Raw genomic sequence first — 21,887 nt, 5'->3', positions numbered from 1 at the left:
ACCGGCCCGAACACCGCCCTGTGGCTGGAGTCCATCCAGCGCACCGGCTACGCCCGCAACGGCTCCACCGACGCGAGCGTGTCGCTGAACCCGGTGCGTTTCGAGCCGAACACCGAGGACATGCCGAACCGCGTCAAGGCGGTCAACCCGCAGCGCCCGGGCTTCTCCCGGCTGCGTATCGCACGTGTCATCAACGAGTACGGCGGCGAGACCGTCGTCACCTACAAGCCCATCGAGGGCAAGTGCCTCTCCGGCACCGGCCTCCCGTCCAAGACGGACACGGCCGGCCTGAAGGCGAACAGCGAACTCTGCTACCCGTCGTTCTGGAACCCGGACCCCGAGGTCGAGGACATCGACTGGTTCCACAAGTACGTGGTCCAGTCGATCGAGGAGCTCCCCAACGTCGACGGCGCGTACGCGACGAAGACGGCGTACGAGTACAAGAACCCCGGCTGGCGGTTCGCCGAGGCCGAGTTCACGAAGAAGTCGACCCGGACGTGGTCGCAGTTCGCGGGCTTCGAGCAGACCACGGTGCTGACCGGCGCCGAGGACCCGGCGATCCACAGCAAGCAGTCCAAGGCCGTCAGCCGCTTCTTCCGTGGCATGGGTGACAACGTCCCCGTGAAGGACGTCCACGGCAACGTGATCAAGGCGTCGGACGGCTCGACGGTCTACGACCGTGAGGCCTTCGCCGGCCGGATCTCCGAAGAGCTCACGTACACGAACGCGACCGATGCCGACACGGACTGGCTCAGTCGCAGCGTCACGATCCCCGAGGCCACCGAGCTGGCCAAGCGCAACCGCGACGACGGCCTGGACCCGCTGAAGGCCTGGCGCGTCACGGAGCCCGAGGAGATCGCGTACACCAAGTCCTCCGGCACCAACTCGGACGACCCGCGCACCCTGCGCGAGGTCAAGACCTTCACCACCTTCGATCCCACCTACGGTCTGCCGACGCAGGTCGAGGTGCTCGGTGACACCGGCAAGACCGGCGACGAGTCCTGCACCAAGCTGGAGTACCTGCACAACACGGGCAAGAACCTCATCGGTCTGTCCAAGCAGGTCCTGGTCTCGCCGACGCTCTGCGCGAGCGCCAACTGGGCCGACCTGTCGACGCTCAGCAGCGCCAACCGCACCGCCTACGACGGCGCCGCCTACGGCACGGCGCTCGCCGCGTCGACCCGGGGTCTGGCCACCGAGTCCTGGCAGCTCAACACCACGGGCACCGGCTTCCAGACCAACGGGACCCGGGGCTTCGACGCCGTGGGTCGTGTGATCAAGGAGACCGACCCGGACCAGATGGCCCAGGCGTCCCCGAAGTCCTCCACGATCACCTACGAGCCGGCCATGGGCCAGGTCTTCAAGATCACCATGACCAACCTGCTGGGCCACAGCCAGGTGCAGGAGCTGGAGCCGGGCCGCGCGGTCACGCTGAAGACGACCGACGCCAACGGGTACGTCAGCGAGGCCGTGTTCGACCCGATGGGCCGCCTGGCCGAGGCGTGGGCCCCGGGCCGTACGCCGTCCCCGTCGTCCGTCCCGGACTTCCGCGCGGTCTACACGATCCCCGCGGAGGAGACCGACCCGAACGACCCCACGCTCAAGATCCGCAAGCCTCCGTACGTCACGACCTATTCGCGTGGCTACGAGGACCGCGTCGAAACCTCCGTCACGCTGTACGACGGCCAGGGCCGTGAGAGGCAGTCGCTGGAGGAGGCCGACAACGACGCCGGCTACCTGGTCACCGACACGCTGTACAACAGCTCCGGCGAGGTGTACCAGACCAACAACGCCTACCTGACCAAGGAGGCGAAGCCGGGCGAGCTGTTCACCCCGCTCGCCGACACCGCGATCCCGAACATCACGCGGTACGACTACGACGGTCTCGGCCGCGTGGTCAAGGAGACCCCGTACCTCAAGAAGATCACGAACACCCAGACCGGGGAATCCCAGTCGGTGGCGTTCGAGGAGCGGGCGACGAAGTACGAGTACGGCGAGGACTGGTCGAAGGTCATCCAGCCGGAGGGCGACTCGTCCTACCGGGTCTGGACCGACGCGCTGGGCAACACCGTCCGCACGGACTCCTTCAACCCGGCGGCGCCCGGCGGCTTCACGTCGACGCGCTACGAGTACAACGCGCACGGCAAGGCCGTGAAGGCGACCGCCTCGGCGGACCCGACGCACCCGTGGTCCTGGACGTACAACCACGCCGGCCAGATCGAGACGGCGACCGACCCGGACTCGGGCACGAGCCGTACCGACTACGACAACCGCGGTCGTGTCCTGACGGCCACGAACGGCCGTGGCATCAAGGTCTGGAACAGCTACGACGAGCTGTCCCGGCCCAAGCAGCAGCGTCTGAACGACGCCAACGGCACCGTGCTGGCGGAGTTCACGTACGACACCGTCCCGGGCGGCAAGGGCATGCCCGCGGTCGCCAAGCGCTGGACCGACGGTCAGCTGTACACGCAGTCGGTCAACGGCTACACGGACGACTACCAGCCGACCTCGACCACGCTGTCCCTCCCGCAGTCGATCGTCGACACGTGGGGCTTCAAGAAGGACTACACCTACAACTACTCGTACTCGGACACGGGTGCGCTGGAGGAGACCACTCTTCCCGAGGTCGGCAACTTCGCCTCCGAGAAGCTGGTCGTCCGCTACAACAAGGACGGCAAGCCGCTCTCGATCTCCGGCAAGGACTGGTACGGCTCCGAGACGACCTACTCTCCGTACGGCCAGGTGCTCCGTTCGACCCTGGGCGCGCAGCCCTACCGGGTGTGGACGCAGAGCTCCTTCGACGAGGGCAGCGGCGCGCTCCAGGAGCAGTCGGTCTACCGGGAGCAGAACACCGCTTCCCTGGTCGGCGGCAACCTGGTGTCGAACCGGGCGTACTCCTACGACCCGGCCGGCAACGTCACTTCGGTCCAGGAGAAGTCCGTCGGGATCGAGGAGCGTCAGTGCTTCGTCTACGACCCGATCGGTCAGCTCAAGTCGGCCTGGACCTCCAAGGACCAGACCACCTGTGTCAACCCGCGCAACGCCGACGGTTCGCTGAACAGGAACACCGACGGCACGATGCGGGTCGCCTCGGGTGCTGACAGCTCCGGCTACTGGCAGGAGTACGAGTACGACCTGCTGGGCAACCGCACCAAGCTGACCGAGAACGACCTGACCGGCGACACCACCAAGAACGCCGTCACGACGTACGCCTACGGCAAGAACGCCGCCAAGGACCAGCCGCACACGCTGACCAAGGTGTCGAAGACCTACAAGACCCCCGCGGGGGCTCAGGTCACGGCCGAGGCCACGCGTCTGTACGAGCTGACCGGTGAGACCAAGTCGATCACCTCGGTCCAGAACGGCGACAAGCAGGACCTCACCTGGACGTTCGACGGCAAGATCGACCGGATCACCGGCCAGGGCAGCGGTGGCAAGACGCCGTACGTGGGTCTGGGCCAGAAGTGCCTCGACCTGAAGTCCGGTCTCGCGACCGCGGGCAACGCCGTCCAGCTCTACCAGTGCAACGGCACCGTGGCGCAGGCGTGGCACTTCGACCCGGCGCCCGGCCAGGCGGACGCCAACCTCGGCACCCTCGAGGTCTACGACACCTGGTGCCTCCAGCCGGCGGCCAACACCGCGGGCTCGGCGGTGCAGCTGCAGAAGTGCAACGGCTCGGCCGCACAGCAGCTCAAGCGCAACACGTCGGGTCAGCTGACGCACGTCGCCTCCGGTCTTTGCCTCGCGGTGCAGGGCGCGGCGAACGTCAACGCCACCCCGATCGTGCTCGCCACCTGTGACGCCGCTTCCACGGCCCAGCAGTGGCTGCCGCAGAACGACACCCGTCACATCTACGCCCCCGACGGCGGGCGCCTGCTGACCATCCAGGGCAAGCAGGCCACGCTGAGCCTGGGCGAGGCCCAGATCACCGTCCAGCAGGGCGGCGTCCTGGTCCGCACCGAGCGCTACTACGCGGCGCCCGGCGGCTCGGTCATGCGCTACGCCAACGGCACCGGCAGCCCGGCACTCGTCGCCGTGGCCTCCGACCACCAGGGCAGCGCCTACGCCGAGATCGGTCTCTACAGCGGTCAGCCGGTCCGGGTCCGCAAGCAGGACCCGTTCGGCAACCAGCGCGGCGCCGACACGGCGGGTCAGAACGTCCAGACCCACCAGGGCTTCCTGGGCAAGATCAGGGACGACGCCTCCGGCTTCCAGCCGCTCGGCGCCCGTCTCTACGACCCGGTCGTCGGACGCTTCATCTCTCCCGACGCGATCGTCGACATCAACGACCCGCAGCAGTCCAACGGGTACACCTACGCGCAGAACAACCCGGTCACCTACGCGGACCCGTCGGGCGAGTCGATCGTCCTGACGGCCTCGGAGCAGGCCGCCGCGCTCGCGGGCGCGGGTCTGTCGGCGGCGCAGGTCGCCGCTGCCAAGGCGATGCAGGGCAAGTCCCTCACCTCGGTGATCCTGTCCGTGGCGTGGGAGACGCTGAAGGACTTCATCGGCATCAACGACGCCATGGCCTGCTTCGGCGGTGACATGTGGTCCTGCGGCAGCATCATCCTGGACGCCATTCCGTGGACGAAGCTGGGCAAGATCCCGAAGGTCCTGAAGGCGATCAACCGCACCATCGACGCCATCCAGTCCTTCAAGGCGGCGAAGAAGGCTGCCGAGGCCGTGCTCAAGGCGGCCAAGGCCGCCGAAGAGGCAGCCTTGAGAGCCAAGAAGCTGGCGATCGAGAAGGCCAAGAAGGAGGCCGCGCAACGGGCCAAGAAGAAGGCTGCCGAGGCCGCGAAGAGGCGAGCCGACGCAGCGGCCGCCGCGAAGCGGAAGACGGGTAACCCCGTCCACAAGAAGGCCCAGGCCAAGGCCGCTCCGAAGTCCTCCTCCCACAGCGGGGCCGGCAAGCACAGCGGCGGTGGCAAGAGCTCCGGCGGCGGGGGCGGCGGCAAGTCCGGCGGCTCCTCCCGTAACAACGGCGGCTCGAGCGGCAGCGGCGGTGCCGGAAAGGTCGAGGAAGGCGCCACCTGTAACAGCTTCGTGCCGGGCACGAAGGTGCTCATGGCCGACGGCTCCACCAAGCCGATCGAGAAGGTCAAGGCGGGCGACAAGGTCGTCGCTACCGACCCGGAGACCGGGGAGACCCGGATCGAGACGGTCACCGCGGAGATCAAGGGCCAGGGCCTCAAGCACCTGGTCAGGATCACCGTCGACGTCGACGGCGCCAAGGGCACGAAGACGGCCCAGGTCACCGCGACCGACGGCCACCCGGTCTGGGTGCCCGAACTGCGCGAGTGGGTCAAGGCCACGGACCTCGAGTCCGGCCAGTGGCTGCAGACCCGTTCCGGCAGCCGGGTCCAGGTCACCGCGATCGAGCGCTGGACGGCGGTACAGGCCTCCGTCCACAACCTGACCGTCTCCGACGTCCACACGTACTACGTGCTGGCGGGTGCCACTCCGGTCCTGGTGCACAACTGCAACACGGCCCTGGGATGGCAGAACAACGGCAAGCTGGACGAGTGGGCGCACGCGCCGGAGAACAAGTTCATGACGTACTCCACGTCGTCCGCCCAGGACTACGCCAAGATGGTGGAGAAGGACGCCGCCGACCCCAACGTGACCCTGCACATCAACATGACGGGGTTGCAGGACCATGGCTCCTTCTTCGACGCCGCCCAGCGTGGTCTCCACGCCGGACAGGCCGGACACGCTACCGACTTCGAGATGTCCCTGGTCGCCAGGGCGCTGGCCAACAACCAGCGCTCCTGGGATACGGTCAAGTTCTACTTCCCGGTCGGGGACAAGATGGTGGAAAGAAAGATGGACATGCCGGATCTGTCGAAGCTGGTCGGTGACATGAGCCCGGTCAAGGGGCCCATCCTCGGCAGCAACTGCATCCACTGCTGAGGAGCGGAATGATGGATGCCCGTCACCAGGGCCTGTACGCGGACGTGGCCGCGCTCGGTGGCCTCGGACCTGCCATGGAAGAGGTCGCGCGGCAGCGCGGGCACGACCTCGGGTACCTGCCCCAGCCGGAGGTCGTCAGGATCCAGACGTCACGCGGTGTCGTGATGGTGGACCCGGCCGACGGGGAACGTCTGTTCCTGCTGGGCATCCACATTCCGGGCCACACCTGGCCGATCGGCTCCACGGACGACCTCGGGTCGGTCGTGGAGGCGGTCGTCGCCTGGCGGGACGGACTGCCGTACGACGAGTTCCAGGCGCGCTTCCCGTTCGCCCGGCTCGACGACTTCCGCCGGTCGGTCGACAGCGGTGAGCCCACCGCCCAGGCGTGGGCCGAGCTGCTGTCGACCGACTACCACCGGGCGCAGTGGCCCCTGCTGCGTCTTCTCCACGCGGACGAGACGCTCCGGGGCTGCTTCCCCTCGATCACGCACCGGGCGGTCCGCCTCCGGGTGGACGCGCTCGACGCGGGCAGCCGGCAGGTCCTGGTGTCCGAGGAGGAGAGTGAGCGGTACGAGGTTTTCGCCGTGGGGGTGCCCGGGGCCACCTGGGTCCCGGTGCCTCCCGGTGAGCTGACCGACCACGTGCGGGAGCTGCTCAAGGAAGAGTGACCCCGTCCGACCCGTCGAACCGAAGCCCTGCCAGGCCGTGCCTGGCAGGGCTTCGGTGTGTTCGCCGGCGGCTACGGTCCCGTCATGGACAGCGATGTGATCGTGGTGGGTGGCGGGGTCCGTGCCGGGGTCGTACCGGGTGGGGCTCGCGGCGCGGCTTCCGCTGATCGACATGCCGGTCCACCTGGAGTGGCTGCGGGGGCGGTTCGAGGCCGCGGGCGGGGTGTTCGAGCGGCGTGCCGTGACCGGGTTCGACGAGCCGGCGACGCGGGCCCGGGTGGTCGTCGACTGTACGGGGCTCGGTGCCCGCGAGCCGGCCGGTGACGATCGGCTGCGGGCGGTCCGGGGGCAGTTGGTGCTCGTGGAGAACCCCGGCGTGGACACCCGTTCACCGCGGCCGACGGAGTCACGGTCGCCTGGGGGTGTGCGGAGCGGGTGGCGGAGCTGGTCGGTGGGGTGTCAGAGCACCCGCCCGGCAGGTCGTCGAAAACCCTGCCGGGCGGGCGCCCGTCGGCCGTTCAGCCGACCCCTCAGCCCGGGAAGGGCTTCGCGTGGCCGTTCTCGGCGTCGACGCAGTTCTGGATCTTGTAGTCGAGAGCGTCGGCCTGGGCTCGGGCCTTGCGGGCCTCGCCCGTGGCGCCGAGCTGCTGCAGCCTGTCGGCCTTGGCGCGCAGCTCGTGGGACTGCTGGCGCATCTTGGGAACGTCGCACACGACCGTCTTGCCGGCGGCCTGGGCCGTCGGGGCGGTCACGGTCTGCCCGAGCAGCAGGCCCCCGGCCAGCAGCGTCGTGGCGGCGAGAGCCGACAGGGTACGGCGCAGCGGCGTCGCGTTCTTCATGGTGTCACTCCGACTCCCGGGCCGTGGGGACCCGTTCGTTCAGGTATTGGTCAATACCGGTGGGTAACCATACCTTGGAATGATCAAGAACCACCCCGAACCGGACCATGGTCACAATCCGCTCAACAGGTCTCCACGCGCTCTCCGCGAGTGAGCCCGTATCCGGCCCCCGGATCGAGCAACAGCGCCACCAGAGCCCGCTGCGACTGCCGCAGCGGTACGAGCGCCCCGTCGCCCTCCCTTCGCACGACGACTCCGTGCAGCTCCAACTCGTCGCGGAACTCGACGTACTGACCCTTTGTCAGTCGGTAGGCACAGGGCGGGTCCTGGAGGATCTCGGCCGGCTCGGCAGGGTCGTTGTCGGCGCCGCCGAGCAGGATCGGGCCCCGGTCGGCGAGGCCGGTGTGGCGGGCGAGCGCGGTGGCCGCGACGAGCCCGCCGCGCCGCTCGTCGAGGTAGTCGAACGCGCCCTTGAGGGCCTCCCGTTGGGTGGTCACACGGCGCCGGTGGTTCAGGGCCGGGTCGTCCTGCTCCGCCTTGTCGAGGGCGTCCACGCGGGTCTCCACGAGCAGGCCCACGGAGTGCTTGACGCCCGCGGTGTTGCGCAGGATGCGCTCCTGGCCGTCGCCCGCGACCTGCTTGACCGGCTTGCCGGTGAGGGGGTCGGTCCAGATGCCGTAGATGCCGGTGCTGAACCCGGCGAGTCCGGCGGCGGGCCGTACGTACGACTCGGACAGCGTCCGGGACTCGTCGTGGACGCGCGGGTCCGTGTTGAGGTTGCGCGGCCAGAGGGCGAGCAGGTCCTTGTCGTAGTAGGGCGGGGTGGCGCCGTACTCGTGGAGGTCGTAGATCAGCTCGGGGCGCCGGTCGCGGATGACGGCGGCGAGCGAGCGCGCCTCTGCGGTGCGCAGGGTGAGGTGGTCGCGGTTGACGTCGACGCCGTCGGCGTTGCCCCGGGTGCCGGCCTGGCGGCCGTCGGGGTTGGCGGTGGGGACGACGAGGAGGGTCGTACGGGTCAGGAAGCGCCGGGTCGCCGGGTCCTGCCCGTACGCCAGGTCGCGCACCGTGCTCAGGCAGGCCTCGCGGCCCGAGGGTTCGTCCCCGTGCTGGGAGCAGATGAGCAGCACGGTCGTGGTGCCCGTACCGAGGGTGGCGAGCCGGAGCGGGCGGCCCTGCCCGGTGGTGCCGACCGTGCGGACCGAGACGCGGGGGCTGCCCCGGTCGACGGCGGCGAGGAAGGCCGTCTCCTCCGCCTCGGTGGTCCAGCGGGCGCCGTCGGTCGTCTCGAAGCCCGTTCGCGGGGGCGGCGGCTGGGGCGCGCTCCCCGCCGCCTCGGTGGGTGTGGCGAGCAGGGGCAGGCCGAGGGCCGCCACGGCCACGGCGAGGGTGAGCGCGCGCCGGGACCGGACGTGTGGAGTGCGGGTCATCGGACCTCACCGGGGATCGGGGCGCCGGTGCGCCGGGGTGCGGCGGCGCCGGTGTCACCGGACTGAACGCCGAAGGGCGCCCCCAGGTCACCGGCCCGGGCGGCCGTCGCCCGGTCGAAGGAACGGGCGCCGCCGAGCAGCGGAACCGAGGCGCGGGTGCGGGCCAGGTCGAGGGTGACGGTGGGCGTGGTCGACGGAGGGTCGAGCAGGTCCTTGTCGGTGCCCGCGACGATGAGGGCCAGCCGGTGCCCGGCCGGGACGACGTGGTCGGTGGCGGCCAGCTTCAGGGTGAGGGTGTAGGGCCGTCCCGGCGTGAGCGGCCGGCCCTGGCGCGGGTCCGCCCAGGTGCCGAGGTCGGCCCAGCCACGGCTGACGACCGTGGCGCCGACCTGTGCCGTGCGCGCCTTGGTCTCCTTGAAGCAGGCGCTGTCGCCGCTGGTGCTCGCGCCCCAGCAGCTGCGCTCGGCAAGGGTGGTGATGCCCTCGCCCGGCTCGGCGTAGGCGCGGATGGTGTCCGGGCCGAGGTCGACGAGGACGGCGGTCAGATGCGCGCTCGACGTCGTCGGGGTGGCCGTGACGGTCACCGTGGAGGAGCCGGAGATCCGCAGGTCCCGGGCGAGCGGGCCGGTGGCGAAGCCTGCCTTGGCGGGGGTGGACCGGTCGATGTCGGCGGCCCACTCGATCTCGCTCAGGTTCGGGTCGTCGGTGAAGGTCTCGGTCGTGCCGCGCGGGGCGGGCGTGCGGCCGAGGGTGCCGACCCCGGGGAGCGCTCCGGCCGCCGGGCTCAGGACGGTGGGCACGGTGCCGCGCGGCGGCCAGCTGCGGTCGGTGGTCCAGCGGTCGGGGGCGCGCTCGACGTCGGCCATCGGCTCCCGGTCGATGCCGTTGTCGTATCCGAGGAGGTAGTGGTCGAACCAGCGGTGCAGGGTGCGGACCCAGTCGGCCCGCCGGAAGTCGAAGGGGTCGACGTGGCCGGTCTGGGAGAGCCAGATCTTGCGTTCGACGCCGTGGGCGGCGAGGGCGTCCCACCACTGGCCGAACTGGTTGGCCCGCACGTTCAGATCCTGCTGCCCGTGCACGACGAAGACGCTGGCCTTCACCTTTCCGGCGTCCGGCACGTAGTCACGCTCGGTCCAGGCGGGCGTCCAGTCGCCGCTGTACGGGGTGGCGGTGGCGATCCGCTCCTGGACGGCGCCGCAACGGGCGTTGCCCTCGGGGCTGTTGACGTACTCGGAGAGCCAGGTGGGGTTGGCGTTGTAGAGCGGGGCGCCCTGGGAGTGGAAGTAGTCGTACCAGGAGGAGATGGAGCCGATCGGGACGATGGTGCGCAGCCCCTCGACGCCGGTTGCGGCGACCCCGTTGGCTATGGTGCCGTCCCAGCTCTTGCCGATCATGCCGACGTCGCCCGTGGACCAGGTGGCGGCACGGGCGCGTTCGGCGCCGGTGCGGGTGGTGTATCCGCGGGCGCGGCCGTTCAGCCAGTCGACGACGGCCTTCGCGGACTGGACGTCGGAGCGTCCGCCGACGTCGTCACAGCCGTCGGACCGGCTTGTTCCGGCCAGGTCGACGGCGACGAAGGCGTAGCCGCGGGGGACGAAGTAGTTGTCGTAGAAGAGCGGGAACTGGACGGGTCTGCCGTCGGCGTCGTAGGTCTTGCGCTGGCTCTCGTTGCCGCGTCCGCAGCAGGCGTAGTAGGGGCTCGCGTCCATGATGACCGGTATCTTCCGACCGGCCGCGGCCGGTTCCCGGGGCCGGACGACGTCGACGGCGACCCGGTCGGTGCGTCCGTCGGCGTCCGCGTCGAGTCCGGTGTCGACCCAGACGGACTCGCGCACCGCTTCGGCGTAGGAGTAGACCGGCTGCGACTCCCCTGCCGGCGCTGCCGCTTGGGCTGCCGCGGTGGGCACGAGCAGGGCGGCGGTCAGGGCGGCCGTGGCGGCCACGGCCAGGGTTCTGCACGACGAACGGGCTCCGCGGGTTCTCCGCACACGTATCGGCATGGGCCGGAACGTACCCCGGTCGACTCCCGCGCAAAAGAGTGCCGTCGGGGTCGGCCGGTACGGATGGTTCATGTCGGCCGAATGGCGATCATGTGACGAGAGGTGCTCTGGACGTGACGGGCCGTCGGGGGTGTGAATAGTGTCGCTGAGCACCGACGACCACCCGTGCGTCTGACGATTCTTACGACTTGGGGAGCACCTGTGCACCGCAGAATCATCGTTCCGAGCGCCCTCGCGGCCTCCCTGCTGCTGGCGATCCCGGCATCGGCGGCCGACTTCGTCCCGGGCGCTTCGGGCATCGGCGACTCCTATTACCCCGCCAGCGGCAACGGCGGTTACGACGTCTCGCATTACGACCTGCGCCTGAAGTACCAGCCCGCGACGGACCTGCTGGAGGGCACGGCGACGATCCTCGCCACCACCCGGCAGAACCTGTCCCGGTTCAACCTCGACCTCGGCCTGAAGGTCAGCGAGGTGCGGGTGAACGGCCGTGTCGCCGGGTTCGCCACCTCCGGAGACCACGAGCTCGAGGTCACCCCGGCCGTCCCGCTGGAGAAGAACAAGTCGATCTCGGTGGTGGTCCGTTACGCGGGCAAGCCCTCCGAGCTGAAGATCGGCGGCTGGAGCGCCTGGCACCGCACCCCGGACGGCGGCGTCGCCGCGCAGGAGCCGGATTCGGCCGTCTGGTGGTTCCCGTCCAACGACCACCCGCTGGACAAGGCGACCTTCGACGTATCGGTGCAGGTGCCGGACGGCACCCAGGCCATCAGCAACGGCGTGCTGCAGTCGCAGTCCTCCCGGCTGGGCTGGACCCGCTACAACTGGCGCTCCAACAAGCCGCAGGCGACGTATCTGGCCACCCTCGCGGTCGGCAGGTTCGACATCACGACGGACAGGACCGCGAACGGCCTGCCGGTCCTCAACGCCTACAGCAAGGACCTGGGCGACAACGACGGTGCGGCGCGCGCCTCGATCGAGCGGACCGCCGAGGTCGCGGAGTGGCTGGAGTCGGTCTTCGGCCCGTACCCGTTCAACTCCCTCGGCGGCTACGTGCCGAACGTGACCAGCGGCTACGCCCTGGAGACGCAGACGCGGCCGTTCTACAGCCCGCGCCAGTTCGCCAACGGCGCCAACGTGTCGGTGGTCGTGCACGAGCTGGCCCACCAGTGGTACGGCGACAGCGTGTCGGTCGCCGACTGGAAGGACATCTGGGTCAACGAGGGCTTCGCCCGCTACAGCCAGTGGCTGTGGTCGGAGAAGGAGGGCGAGGGCACGGGGCAGGAGCTCGCGGACTACGTGTACGCGAGCCACCCGGCCGACGACCCGTTCTGGACGGTGAAGCCGGGCGATCCGGGCGCGGAGGACCAGTTCCACCTCGCCGTGTACGACCGGGGCGCGCTGGCGCTCCAGGCGCTGCGCAACGAGATCGGCGACGACGACTTCTTCGCGATCCTCAAGGGCTGGCCGCAGGAGCACAGGTACGGCAACGCCAAGGTGTCCGACTTCGTGAAGTACGCGGAGCGGGTGTCGGGCAAGCCGCTGGCGGAGCTCTTCGACACCTGGCTGTACCAGCCGGTGAAGCCGGCCGCCGCGGCGGCCTCGGCGGCGGGCCTGACGGCGGCTCCGGCCGCCCGCACGGCGGGGTCCTCACGGACCGTGAAGCCGGCGCAGCCGAAGTCGTGGAAGAAGATCGCGGCGACGAACACGATCCACGAGCACGGAGACGGGCGCTGAGACGCTCGTCCGCCCCCCGCCCGGCGAGAGCGCTTTCCCCGGGCGGGGGCGGGCCGCGGCGCACCGGTTACCCTCGTGGCGTCATGACCGTCCGCCGCGATGCCCCGAGGAGCCGGCCTTGAACGAACCAGTCTCCGGTGGGCGGCCCACCCTGGAGGCCGTCGCCGAGCGGGCGGGTGTGTCCCGGGCGACGGTCTCGCGGGTCGTCAACGGCGGCGCGGGCGTGCGCGACGCGCTGGCGAGGAAGGTCCGCGAGGCCGTCGACGAGCTCGGCTACATCCCGAACCACGCCGCCCGCACCCTGGTGACCCGGCGCAACGGCGCCGTGGCGGTGATCATCGCCGAGCCGGAGTTCCGGATCTTCTCGGACCCGTTCTTCGAGCGTCAGGTACGGGGCATCAGCCGGGAACTCAGCGCGCACGACACCCAGCTGGTGCTGCTGTGGGTGGAGGACAGCGGCGACCACGACCGGATCGCCCGCTATCTGGGCGGCGGCCATGTCGACGGTGCGCTCGCCTTCTCGCTCCACGACCACGACGAACTCCCCGCGATCATCCGGCGCGCCCAGGTCCCGACGGTCTTCGGTGGCCGCCCCGGCTGGACGGCCCCGGAGGGCACGCCCGGGGTCCCGTACGTCGACTGCGACAACCGGGGCGGCGCCCGCTGCGCCGTACGCCATCTGCGCTCCCTCGGCCGGCGGCACATCGCGCACATCACGGGCCCCCGCGACCAGACCTCGGCCCTCGACCGCCTCCACGGCTACTGGGACGAACTCCCGGACGGCGACCCTTCGTTGGTGGCGGACGGAGACTTCACGCGCGAGGGCGGGGCGCGCGCGATGGCCGAGCTTCTGGAGCGCAGGCCGGACCTCGACGCGGTGTTCGCGGCCAACGACCTGATGGCGGCGGGGGCGTTGGGGATGCTGCGGGACCGGGGTCTGCGGGTGCCGGAGGACGTGGCGGTCGTCGGCTTCGACGACATGCCGGCGGTGGCGGAGCTGACGAGCCCGCCGCTCACGACGGTCCGTCAGGATATCGAGGGCATGGGCCGGTTGATGGTCAGCCAGCTGATGAGGACCCTGGACGGTGAGCGGGTCGAGGCCTTGATCACCCCGACGGAGCTGGTGCGCCGCGCTTCGGCGTGAGCACGGAGCCGCCGCCGTTATGCGTTCGACTCTTGACGGGAACCCGACAGGGCGGGCACGCTCCTGACGCGTCTTGAGAGCGCTCTCAAGAACTGTCGGAGCCAAGGGAGGCTTCCCATGCGCACTGTCCGAGCCGCCGCAGCGGCCGTTCTCGTCGGGGTCCTGGTCGCCGGGTGTTCGTCCGGCGGGGACGGCGGGGGGTCCGAAGGGGCCGACGGGAAGGTGGTCGTCACCATCGACCTGTTCGGGTCGTTCGGGTACACGGAGGCCGGGCTGTACGACGCGTACGAGAAGGCGCACCCCGGCGTCACGATCAAGCAGACCGACACCGAGGACGAGCAGGACTACTGGAAGTCGCTCCAGACCCGGCTCGCCGGTGGCGGCGGGCTCGCCGACGTGCAGGCCGTCGAGGTGGGGCGGATCGCGTCGGTGACGCAGCAGCAGGCCGAGCGGTTCGAGGATCTGCGGACGTACGGCGCCGAGGGGCTCAAGGGCGCCTTCGCGGGCGCCACGTGGGCGGCGGCGACCACCAAGGACGGGGCCGTCCTCGGACTGGGCACGGACGTCGGGCCCGAGGCGATGTGCTACCGGTCGGACCTGCTCAAGCAGGCGGGGCTGCCCACCGACCGCGCCGCGCTCGCCGCGAAGTGGTCCACCTGGGCGGGGTATCTGGAGCTCGGCCGCCAGTACCAGGCGAAGGCGCCCGCCAAGAGCGCCTGGCTGGACAGTGTCGGCAGCCTCTACACGGTCATGGTCGGCCAGGAGAAGGAGCGTTACTACGACGCCTCCGGCAAGCTGATCTACGACGGCAACCCCGCCGTGCGGCGGGCCTGGGACACCTCGGTGAAGGCCGCCCAGGACGGTCTCAGCGCCAAGCTCGACCAGTGGTCGCCGCAGTGGAACCAGGCCTTCTCCGCCGGCTCCTTCGCGACCCTGCCCTGCCCCGCCTGGATGCTCGGCTACATCAAGGGCCAGGCGGGCGACGCCGGGAAGGGCAGGTGGGACATCGCCAAGCTGCCGGGCGGCGCCGGGAACTGGGGCGGCTCCTATCTGACGGTGCCGCGCGCGGCGAAGCACAAGAAGGAGGCGTACGAGCTGGTCAAGTGGCTCACCGCGCCGGAGCAGCAGGCCCAGCTCTTCCGCAAGCAGGGCAACTTCCCCTCCTCCACCGGGGCCATCGCCCAGGTCGCGACGGCCACCGACCCGTACTTCTCGGGCGCGCCGATCGGGCAGATCTTCGGCGACGCGGCGAAGGCGGCGCCCGTGCAGGTGCTCGGCGTCCACGACAAGAACGTGGCCGACCAGATCACCAACGCGCTCAGCGAGGTCGAGCGCAAGGGCACCTCGCCGGACAAGGCCTGGTCCAACGCGCAGAAGGGCGTGGAGAACGCCATCGGCTGAGTGGGCCCGTACGCCCCTGACTCGCCGAGCTGCCCGAGCCCGGCGAGCTGCCCGAGCCCGTGCTGCCCGAGCTCGGCGAGCTGCCCGTGCTGCCCGAGCTCGGCGAGCTGCCGGTGCTGCCCGTGCTCCCCGAGCTCGGCGGGCTCTGGTTGCTCCCCGAGCTCGCCGAACCCCTCCGTCCCCCGTCGAAGGGCCCGCACCCGTGACCCTCGCCCGACTGCGGCGCGCCGTGTCCCCGTACGCCTTCCTCGCGCCGTTCTTCCTCCTCTTCGCCGCCTTCGGCCTCTTCCCGCTCCTCTACACCGCGTTCGTCTCGGTCCACCGCGTCGAGCTCCAGACGCCCGGCACGATGGAGTGGCGCGGCCTCGGGAACTACACGGCGCTGCTCACCGACGAGTTCTTCTGGACCGCGCTGCGCAACACGTTCACCATCGGCGCCCTGTCCACTATCCCGCAGCTCGCCATGGCGCTCGGGCTCGCGCATCTGCTCAACTACCGGCTGCGCGGGCGGACGTTCCTGCGGACGGCGATGCTGCTGCCGTACGCGACCTCCGTCGCCGCCGCCACCCTCGTCTTCGCCCAGCTCTTCGGCCGGGACTTCGGACTCGTCAACTACCTGTTCTCACTGGTCGGTTACGGGCCAGTCGACTGGCAGAACGGGACGCTGGCCTCACAGATCGCGGTGTCCTCGATCGTCGTCTGGCGCTGGACCGGCTACAACGCGCTGATCTACCTGGCGGGGATGCAGTCGATCCCGGCCGAGCTCTACGAGGCGGCCGAGATGGACGGGGCCTCGCGGTGGCGGCAGTTCGTACACGTCACCCTGCCGGGACTGCGGCCCACCATCGTGTTCACGGTCGTCGTCTCGACGATCGGCGCCACCCAGCTCTTCGGCGAGCCCCTGCTCTTCGAGGGCTCGGTCTCGGGCGGCATCTCGCACCAGTACCAGACGCTCGGGCTCTACCTGTACGAACAGGGCTGGGGCTTCTTCCACCTGGGCCGCGCGGCGGCCGTCGCCTGGCTGATGTTCCTGCTGATCCTGCTCCTGGTCGGCGTCAACGCCCTGATAGCACGCCGCCGTTCGCGCACCGAGGAGGTCCGTCCGTGAGCCGCCGTACCGGGCGCGGCGGGGTGGTCACGTACACGATCCTCGTCCTCGCCGTCCTCGTCTCCGCCTTCCCCTTCTACTGGACGATCGTCGCCGCGAGCCGGTCCAACGCCGACCTCGCCAAGGTGCCGCCCACCCTGCTGCCGGGCCCGAACCTCATCCCCAACTTCGAGGCGGTGCTCGACGAGGCCGACATCGGCAAGGCGCTGCTCAACTCCCTGCTCGTGTCAAGCTCCATCACCGTCGGCACGGTGCTGTGCTGCACGCTCGCCGGGTTCGCCTTCGCCAAGCTGCGCTTCCGCGGCCGGGGCGCCCTGCTCGCGCTCACCGTGGGCACCATGATGATCCCGCCGCAGCTCGGCGTGATCCCGCTGTTCATGCTGATCGCCGAGCTGGGCTGGGTGAACCAGCTGCAGTCGGTGATCCTGCCGGGGCTCGTCTCCGCCTTCGGGGTGTTCTTCATGCGCCAGTTCCTGGTGCAGTCGCTGCCCGACGAGCTGATCGAGGCGGCGCGGGTCGACGGGGCGTCGCCGGCCCGGATCTTCTGGTCGATCGTCGTACCGGTCGCCCGCCCCGGGATGGCCGTGCTGGGCCTGCTCACCTTCATGAGCGCCTGGAACGACTTCTTCTGGCCGATCATCGCGCTCTCCTCGCAGCAGCCGACCGTGCAGGTCGCGCTGCGCCAGCTCGGCGGCGGCTACGTCCACGACCAGTCCGTGATCATGGCGGGCACACTGCTCGGCACCCTTCCCGTCCTGCTGGTCTTCGGTCTGCTGGGCCGGCAGATCGTCGGCGGCATCATGCAGGGCGCCGTGAAGGGCTAGGCCACGCGCTCGCGCTTCTCCTCTTCCTTCTCCGATTCCGGGGGTCCCCTCATGAACGCTCACTTCCCCGCCGGCTTCCGCTGGGGCTCGGCCACCGCCGCGTACCAGATCGAGGGCGCGGCGGCCGAGGACGGCCGGACGCCGTCGATCTGGGACAGCTTCAGCCGTGCGCCGGGCAAGGTGCGCAACGGCGACACCGGTGACGTCGCGACCGACCACTACCACCGGTTCCGCGAGGACATCGCGCTGATGAAGGAGCTCGGTCTCACCGACTACCGCTTCTCGCTGTCCTGGTCCCGGATCCTGCCGGGCGGCCGCGGACCGGTCTCCCAGAAGGGCCTGGACTTCTACCGGGCCCTGGCCGACGAGCTCCTCGACGCCGGGATCCGGCCGGTCGCCACCCTCTACCACTGGGACCTGCCCCAGGAGCTGGAGGACGCCGGCGGCTGGCCGGAGCGGGCGACGGCCGAGAGCTTCGCCGCGTACGCCGCGGTCGCGGCCGACGCGCTCGGCGACCGGATCGCCACCTGGACGACGCTCAACGAGCCGTGGTGCGCGGCCTTCCTCGGCTACGGCTCCGGGGTGCACGCCCCGGGGCGGGCCGACGACCTGGCGGCGCTGCGGGCCGCCCACCACCTCAACCTGGCGCACGGCCTCGCGGTCCGGGCGCTGCGGGCGGCGCTGCCCGCCGCCGCCGAGCTGTCGCTGACCCTCAACCTGCACGCCTTCCGGGCGCACACCGACACCCCCGAGGACCGGGACGCGGTCCGCCGGCTCGACGCCGTGGGCAACCGCATCTTCCTCGACCCGGTGTTCCACGGCCGCCTCCCCGCCGACCTGGTGGCGGACACGGCGGGGATCACGGACTGGTCGTTCGTCCGCGACGGCGACCTCGACACCGTCTGCGCCCCCATCGACGCCCTGGGGGTGAACTACTACGCCCCCTCCGTGGTCGCGGCCGGCACCTCCGAGACCCCCTCGCCCTGGCCGGGCGCCGCCGAGCACGTACGGTTCGTCCCGCTGCCGGGCCCGCGCACGGCGATGGACTGGCCGGTGGACCCGGACGGTCTGTACGAGCTGCTGGTACGGCTGCGGGACGAGCTGCCGCACGTACCACTGCTGATCACGGAGAACGGCGCGGCGTACGACGACTACGCCGACCCGGAGGGCGACGTCCACGACCCGGAGCGCGTCGGGTACCTCAGGGCGCATCTGGCCGCGGCGCACCGGGCGCTCGCCGACGGGGTCGACCTGCGCGGCTACTTCCTCTGGTCGCTGCTCGACAACTTCGAGTGGGCGTACGGCTACGGCAAGCGGTTCGGGATCGTCCACGTGGACTTCCCGACCGGGCGCCGCACGCCGAAGGACAGCGCCCGCTGGTACCGCGGAGTCATCGCGCGCAACGGCCTGCCGCCCCGCTGAGCCGCGCCTCACGGCGGGCCTTGCGGGCCAGCGGCAGGTAGCGCAGCCGCTCGGGGAGTACGGGCACCACGGCCCGTGCGACCCGGGCGAAGCGGCGCAGCCGCCGCTCCTGCGCCTCGGTCCACTCCAGACCGATGGCCGTGCGGGCGTCCGGCGGCATGAGGCCGACGGTGAGGAAGGCCCGCGCCCGCAGGAACGGTCCCCTGAGCAGCGGCCACAGCACCTTCAGGACGAGGCGTACGGGCAGGGGGCCGCGGTCGGGGGCCGGTACGGGCAGGTCGGTGGCGATCAGCTCGCGGACGACGACCGTGGCCTCCAGCTCCTCGTCGAGGACCCGGCGGTAGTACGGCCAGAACTCCTCGATCGTCTGCGGCATGTCCCGGTCGTGGATGCCGAGCACCCTGCCGACCTGGAGCCACTCGGCGTACAGCCGGCGCTCCTGGGCCTCGGTGAGGGGCCGGGCGAGGTAGCGCAGGCCGTGCTGGTAGACGGGGAAGCCGGTGGCGTGCACCCAGGCGTAGTAGGCGGGGGTCAGCGCGTGGTAGCGGCGGCCGTGGGCGTCGGTGCCCTGGATCTCCTTGTGCAGGGCGCGCAGCCTGCGCCCCTCCTCGGCGGCGGCCTCGCCCCCGTAGATCCACAGCTGGACCGAGCGCAGCGACCGCTCGCCGCGGCCCCAGGGGTCGGTGCGGAACACCGAGTGGTCGTCGACACCGGCGGCGACGGCGGGGTGCGCGACCTGCATGGTGAGCGCGGCGGGGAGCATGAGCAGGGCGCGGATGTCCCCGGCGACCGTCCACAGGACGCCGCCGACGGGGGGCGGTGGCGGGCCGGCGGCGGGGCGGTGGGCGCGGGCCGGGCGGTCGGCGCCGGTCGTGCGGGGGGCCTCCTCGCGGGGCGCGGCGGCGGCGCGGGTGGCCTCCTCGCCGGGCGCGGCGGCGGCGCGGGCCTGGTGCCCGGCGCGGGGCTTGCGGTCGGTCTCGCTCACTGGGCTCTCGCTCATCGGGTGCTCGCTCTCGGGACGCCCTTCCCGGGTCGGTCCCTCACGCGTTCCCCCTCGCTTCTCAGGCTGCCCGGGCCCGGTCCCGCGGGCAAGGGCGGCGGATACGACGCGGGGCCGCGTCCCGGGCGGGTCGGCCCGGGGCGCGGCCCCGTACGGGCGTGCGCGTGGTGCGTCAGGCGCGGTCGGCGCCGACCGGCTCGCCGACGATGCGGCCGGCCAGGGCGTGGGCCCAGGCGTCGACGTCGGAGGCGAGCTCGCGCTCGGCGGTGGCGCGCTCCGCGGCGATCTCCGCGTGGCCGGCGGCCAGGATGGCCTCGCGCTCGCGCAGGCCCTCGGCGCGGGCGGCGGCGATGGCGGACGCGCCCTCCTCGGTGGCCTGGGAGCGGATGCGGGCCGCGTCGTGGCGGGCCTCGGCCAGCTCGGCCTCGTACTGCTCGCGGATCGCGGTGGCCTCGGCGCGCAGGTCGTCGGCGCGCTCGGTGCCGCCGTCGATGGCGTCCTCACGCTCGCTGAGCGTGCGGTTGATCTTCGGCAGGATCCCCTTGGCGAGGATCAGGAAGGTGATACCGAAGACCACGAAGCCGATGATGAGCTCGGCCCACACGGGGTTGAGCGGACCGAGGTCCATGTCGAAGATCTGCGAGTTCTGCGCGAGGGTCATGAGCGCATCCTACCTGGTCGCGAAAAGGGCAATTCGGTCAATCGATCGAGAGTTGGCGCGTTCGTGCGAGCCGCGCAAGATTCGCGGCATCCAACGGCTACCGAATAGTAACTACGGCTGATTTGATGTGCCGCGCCGGTCCCCAACCCCCCATCTGTCAACGGGAGTTTCCAGTGCCGTTCCTCGCGCTCCGCCGTGTCCCCGGTGCAGCTCTGACCGTCGCCCTCGCCGCCGCCACCCTGACGGCGACCGCCCCCGCCGCCTCGGCCGCCCAGGCCGCAGCCGCGCCGCGGCTGAAGGTCCTGACGTACAACACGTTCCTGTTCTCCAAGACGCTCTACCCCAACTGGGGCCAGGACCACCGGGCGGCCGCGATCCCCGCCGCCTCCTTCTTCCAGGGCAACGACGTCGTCGTGCTCCAGGAGGCCTTCGACAACTCCTCCTCCGACGCGCTCAAGTCGAACGCCGCCGCGCAGTACCCGTACCAGACCCCGGTCATGGGCCGCTCCAGGTCGGGCTGGGACGCCACCGGCGGCTCCTACTCGGCCACGACGCCGGAGGACGGCGGCGTGACGGTCCTCAGCAAGTGGCCGATCGTCCGCAAGGAGCAGTACGTCTACAAGGACGCCTGCGGCGCCGACTGGTACTCCAACAAGGGCTTCGTCTACACCGTCCTCGACGTCAACGGCACCAGGGTGCACGTCGTCGGCACGCACACCCAGTCCACCGACCCGGGCTGCTCGGCGGGCGAGGCGGCGCAGATGCGCAGCCGCCAGTTCAAGGCCATCGACGCCTTCCTCGACGCCAGGAACATCCCGGCGGGCGAGCAGGTGATCGTCGCGGGCGACATGAACGTGGACTCGCGCACCCCCGAGTACGCGACGATGCTCGCCGACGCGGGCCTGGTGGGCGCGGACGCCCGCACCGGCCACCCGTACTCCTTCGACACGGCGCTGAACTCGATCGCCCACGACCGCTACCCGACCGACCCGCGCGAGGACCTGGACTACATCCTGTACCGGGCCGGGAACGCCCGTCCGGCCGGCTGGACGAACAACGTGGTCCCCGAACAGTCCGCGCCGTGGACGGTCTCCAGCTGGGGCAAGCAGTACACGTACACCAACCTGTCCGACCACTACCCGGTGACGGGCTTCTAGTCCGGCCGAGCCCTGCCGGTCCCGCGGTCGCCGTGACGCTCTCCCGCGGAGAGCGTCACGGCGACCGTTCCCTTGCCCGGTGGGTACGGGTCTAGAACCCGGCGCCGAAGACGCCGTACGCCCAGTAGCCCACGATCCCGACGACGGCGAGCAGCACCAGCCACGAGCCGATACCGGTGTGGCGCCCCTTGCGCGGCCGCGACGCCTTCGCGCGGGCCTCGCGCGCGGGGCGCGAGGGCCGGCCGGAGCGGGCGGCGTAGGGCGCCGCGTCCGCGGCGGTCTCGGCGAGCAGCCGCCGGCAGACCGCGGCCAGCTCGGCCGTGCCCGCCGTCAGGTCCACCACGGCCTCCAGCCGGGCGGGCGCGGTCGTGCCACCGTCCAGGAGCCGGCCGGCCCGGACCAGGGCCTGGTCCTTGCCGCCCGTCGGCGCCAGACTGATCCACCGCCGGACATGATCACCCCGGATCACCACACCACCCCCGCGCTCGCGGTAGACGGTGTGCTCCCGCCACAGGACCGCGGCCAACTCTGCGGCCGTCTCCCTGAGTTGCGCCTGCATGCTCCTCCCCCTGCCTAGCACCCGAATTCG

Annotated in this window: 16 protein-coding genes and 1 pseudogene; 11 read left to right on the top strand and 6 right to left on the bottom strand. The window is 71.1% G+C overall.

Translation table 11 applies throughout. From position 1 onward, the window contains the following. The 3 genes and pseudogenes from ACIGEZ_RS18280 to ACIGEZ_RS18270 all read left to right on the top strand — a co-directional run. A partial coding sequence (locus ACIGEZ_RS18280) for a ricin-type beta-trefoil lectin domain protein (RefSeq protein ID WP_399832125.1) occupies positions 1-5,913 on the top strand: 5,913 nt, incomplete at its 5' end. 11 nt (positions 5,914-5,924) lie between these two features. Next, a complete protein-coding gene (locus ACIGEZ_RS18275; protein ID WP_399832123.1) occupies positions 5,925-6,581 on the top strand; it encodes a hypothetical protein in 657 nt (218 codons plus the stop codon). A 142-nt stretch (positions 6,582-6,723) separates the two neighbouring features. Continuing rightward, positions 6,724-6,963: pseudogene (locus tag ACIGEZ_RS18270) on the top strand (FAD-dependent oxidoreductase); the annotation flags it as partial. 148 nt (positions 6,964-7,111) lie between these two features. Here ACIGEZ_RS18270 and ACIGEZ_RS18265 read toward each other — a convergent pair. The 3 genes from ACIGEZ_RS18265 to ACIGEZ_RS18255 form a co-directional block, all read right to left on the bottom strand. Beyond that, a complete protein-coding gene (locus ACIGEZ_RS18265) occupies positions 7,112-7,420 on the bottom strand; it encodes a hypothetical protein (protein WP_399832121.1) in 309 nt (102 codons plus the stop codon). 122 nt (positions 7,421-7,542) lie between these two features. Next, the gene (locus ACIGEZ_RS18260) at positions 7,543-8,847 is read right to left on the bottom strand and encodes a M14 family metallocarboxypeptidase (protein WP_399832119.1); all 1,305 of its coding nucleotides are present in this window, start codon (positions 8,845-8,847) and stop codon (positions 7,543-7,545) included. Beyond that, on the bottom strand, positions 8,844-10,847 hold the full coding sequence (locus ACIGEZ_RS18255; RefSeq protein WP_399832117.1) for a Xaa-Pro dipeptidyl-peptidase: 2,004 nt from the start codon (positions 10,845-10,847) through the stop codon (positions 8,844-8,846). Before ACIGEZ_RS18255 ends, ACIGEZ_RS18260 begins: the two co-directional genes overlap by 4 nt. A 201-nt stretch (positions 10,848-11,048) precedes the next feature. On the opposite strand from ACIGEZ_RS18255, the gene ACIGEZ_RS18250 reads away from it, so the two are divergent. The 7 genes from ACIGEZ_RS18250 to ACIGEZ_RS18220 all read left to right on the top strand — a co-directional run bounded on the left by ACIGEZ_RS18250 (position 11,049) and on the right by ACIGEZ_RS18220 (position 18,480). After that, positions 11,049-12,581, top strand: a complete 1,533-nt coding sequence (locus ACIGEZ_RS18250) for a M1 family metallopeptidase (RefSeq protein WP_399832114.1) — start codon at positions 11,049-11,051, stop codon at positions 12,579-12,581. A 118-nt stretch (positions 12,582-12,699) separates the two neighbouring features. Next, positions 12,700-13,725: a LacI family DNA-binding transcriptional regulator gene (locus tag ACIGEZ_RS18245; protein WP_399832112.1), complete on the top strand. Its 1,026-nt coding sequence runs from the start codon at positions 12,700-12,702 to the stop codon at positions 13,723-13,725. Between the two features lie 117 nt (positions 13,726-13,842). Then, a complete protein-coding gene (locus ACIGEZ_RS18240) occupies positions 13,843-15,126 on the top strand; it encodes an extracellular solute-binding protein (RefSeq protein WP_399832110.1) in 1,284 nt (427 codons plus the stop codon). Positions 15,127-15,185: 59 nt separating this feature from the next. Continuing rightward, positions 15,186-15,332 carry a hypothetical protein gene (locus ACIGEZ_RS18235; protein WP_399832108.1) on the top strand — a complete coding sequence of 49 codons (147 nt, stop codon included), beginning with the start codon at positions 15,186-15,188 and terminating at the stop codon, positions 15,330-15,332. Continuing rightward, positions 15,329-16,234, top strand: coding sequence for a carbohydrate ABC transporter permease (locus tag ACIGEZ_RS18230; protein WP_399832105.1), 906 nt, complete (start codon positions 15,329-15,331; stop codon positions 16,232-16,234). Before ACIGEZ_RS18235 ends, ACIGEZ_RS18230 begins: the two co-directional genes overlap by 4 nt. After that, entirely contained in the window at positions 16,144-17,058 is a 915-nt protein-coding gene (locus ACIGEZ_RS18225) for a carbohydrate ABC transporter permease (RefSeq protein ID WP_399832161.1), read from the top strand. The genes ACIGEZ_RS18230 and ACIGEZ_RS18225 overlap by 91 nt, the downstream gene beginning before the upstream one ends. A gap of 51 nt (positions 17,059-17,109) precedes the next feature. Then, positions 17,110-18,480 (top strand): GH1 family beta-glucosidase, encoded by a 1,371-nt coding sequence (locus ACIGEZ_RS18220; RefSeq protein ID WP_399832103.1) that lies wholly within the window; start codon positions 17,110-17,112, stop codon positions 18,478-18,480. Here ACIGEZ_RS18220 and ACIGEZ_RS18215 read toward each other — a convergent pair. Beyond that, a complete protein-coding gene (locus ACIGEZ_RS18215) occupies positions 18,449-19,480 on the bottom strand; it encodes an oxygenase MpaB family protein (RefSeq protein WP_399832101.1) in 1,032 nt (343 codons plus the stop codon). The two genes, ACIGEZ_RS18220 and ACIGEZ_RS18215, sit on opposite strands and share 32 nt — an antisense overlap. Before the next feature lie 172 nt (positions 19,481-19,652). After that, positions 19,653-20,141, bottom strand: coding sequence for a hypothetical protein (locus ACIGEZ_RS18210; RefSeq protein ID WP_399832099.1), 489 nt, complete (start codon positions 20,139-20,141; stop codon positions 19,653-19,655). Positions 20,142-20,314: 173 nt separating this feature from the next. Here ACIGEZ_RS18210 and sph point away from each other — a divergent pair, with 173 nt between their 5' ends. Next, the gene (sph, locus tag ACIGEZ_RS18205) at positions 20,315-21,298 is read left to right on the top strand and encodes a sphingomyelin phosphodiesterase (protein WP_399832097.1); all 984 of its coding nucleotides are present in this window, start codon (positions 20,315-20,317) and stop codon (positions 21,296-21,298) included. A 91-nt stretch (positions 21,299-21,389) separates the two neighbouring features. Here the strand turns inward: sph and ACIGEZ_RS18200 are convergent, their stop codons facing one another. After that, entirely contained in the window at positions 21,390-21,857 is a 468-nt protein-coding gene (locus ACIGEZ_RS18200) for a hypothetical protein (RefSeq protein ID WP_399832095.1), read from the bottom strand. Positions 21,858-21,887 lie beyond the last annotated feature (30 nt).

The sequence above is a fragment of the Streptomyces sp. NPDC085481 genome, assembly GCF_044541845.1.
Classification (GTDB): Bacteria; Actinomycetota; Actinomycetes; order Streptomycetales; family Streptomycetaceae; genus Streptomyces.
Note: the sequence above shows the minus strand (reverse complement) of the source record. Positions and strands in the feature narration are given on the sequence as shown.

Bases quoted from the DNA above. Each gene is read 5' to 3' on its own strand.
- ACIGEZ_RS18240 (WP_399832110.1), top strand. From the start codon at position 13,843: ATGCGCACTGTCCGAGCCGCCGCAGCGGCCGTTCTCGTCGGGGTCCTG.
- ACIGEZ_RS18220 (WP_399832103.1), top strand. From the start codon at position 17,110: ATGAACGCTCACTTCCCCGCCGGCTTCCGCTGGGGCTCGGCCACCGCC.
- ACIGEZ_RS18215 (WP_399832101.1), bottom strand. From the start codon at position 19,480: ATGAGCGAGAGCCCAGTGAGCGAGACCGACCGCAAGCCCCGCGCCGGG.
- ACIGEZ_RS18265 (WP_399832121.1), bottom strand. From the start codon at position 7,420: ATGAAGAACGCGACGCCGCTGCGCCGTACCCTGTCGGCTCTCGCCGCC.
- ACIGEZ_RS18260 (WP_399832119.1), bottom strand. From the start codon at position 8,847: ATGACCCGCACTCCACACGTCCGGTCCCGGCGCGCGCTCACCCTCGCC.
- ACIGEZ_RS18275 (WP_399832123.1), top strand. From the start codon at position 5,925: ATGGATGCCCGTCACCAGGGCCTGTACGCGGACGTGGCCGCGCTCGGT.
- ACIGEZ_RS18210 (WP_399832099.1), bottom strand. From the start codon at position 20,141: ATGACCCTCGCGCAGAACTCGCAGATCTTCGACATGGACCTCGGTCCG.
- ACIGEZ_RS18200 (WP_399832095.1), bottom strand. From the start codon at position 21,857: ATGCAGGCGCAACTCAGGGAGACGGCCGCAGAGTTGGCCGCGGTCCTG.
- ACIGEZ_RS18255 (WP_399832117.1), bottom strand. From the start codon at position 10,847: ATGCCGATACGTGTGCGGAGAACCCGCGGAGCCCGTTCGTCGTGCAGA.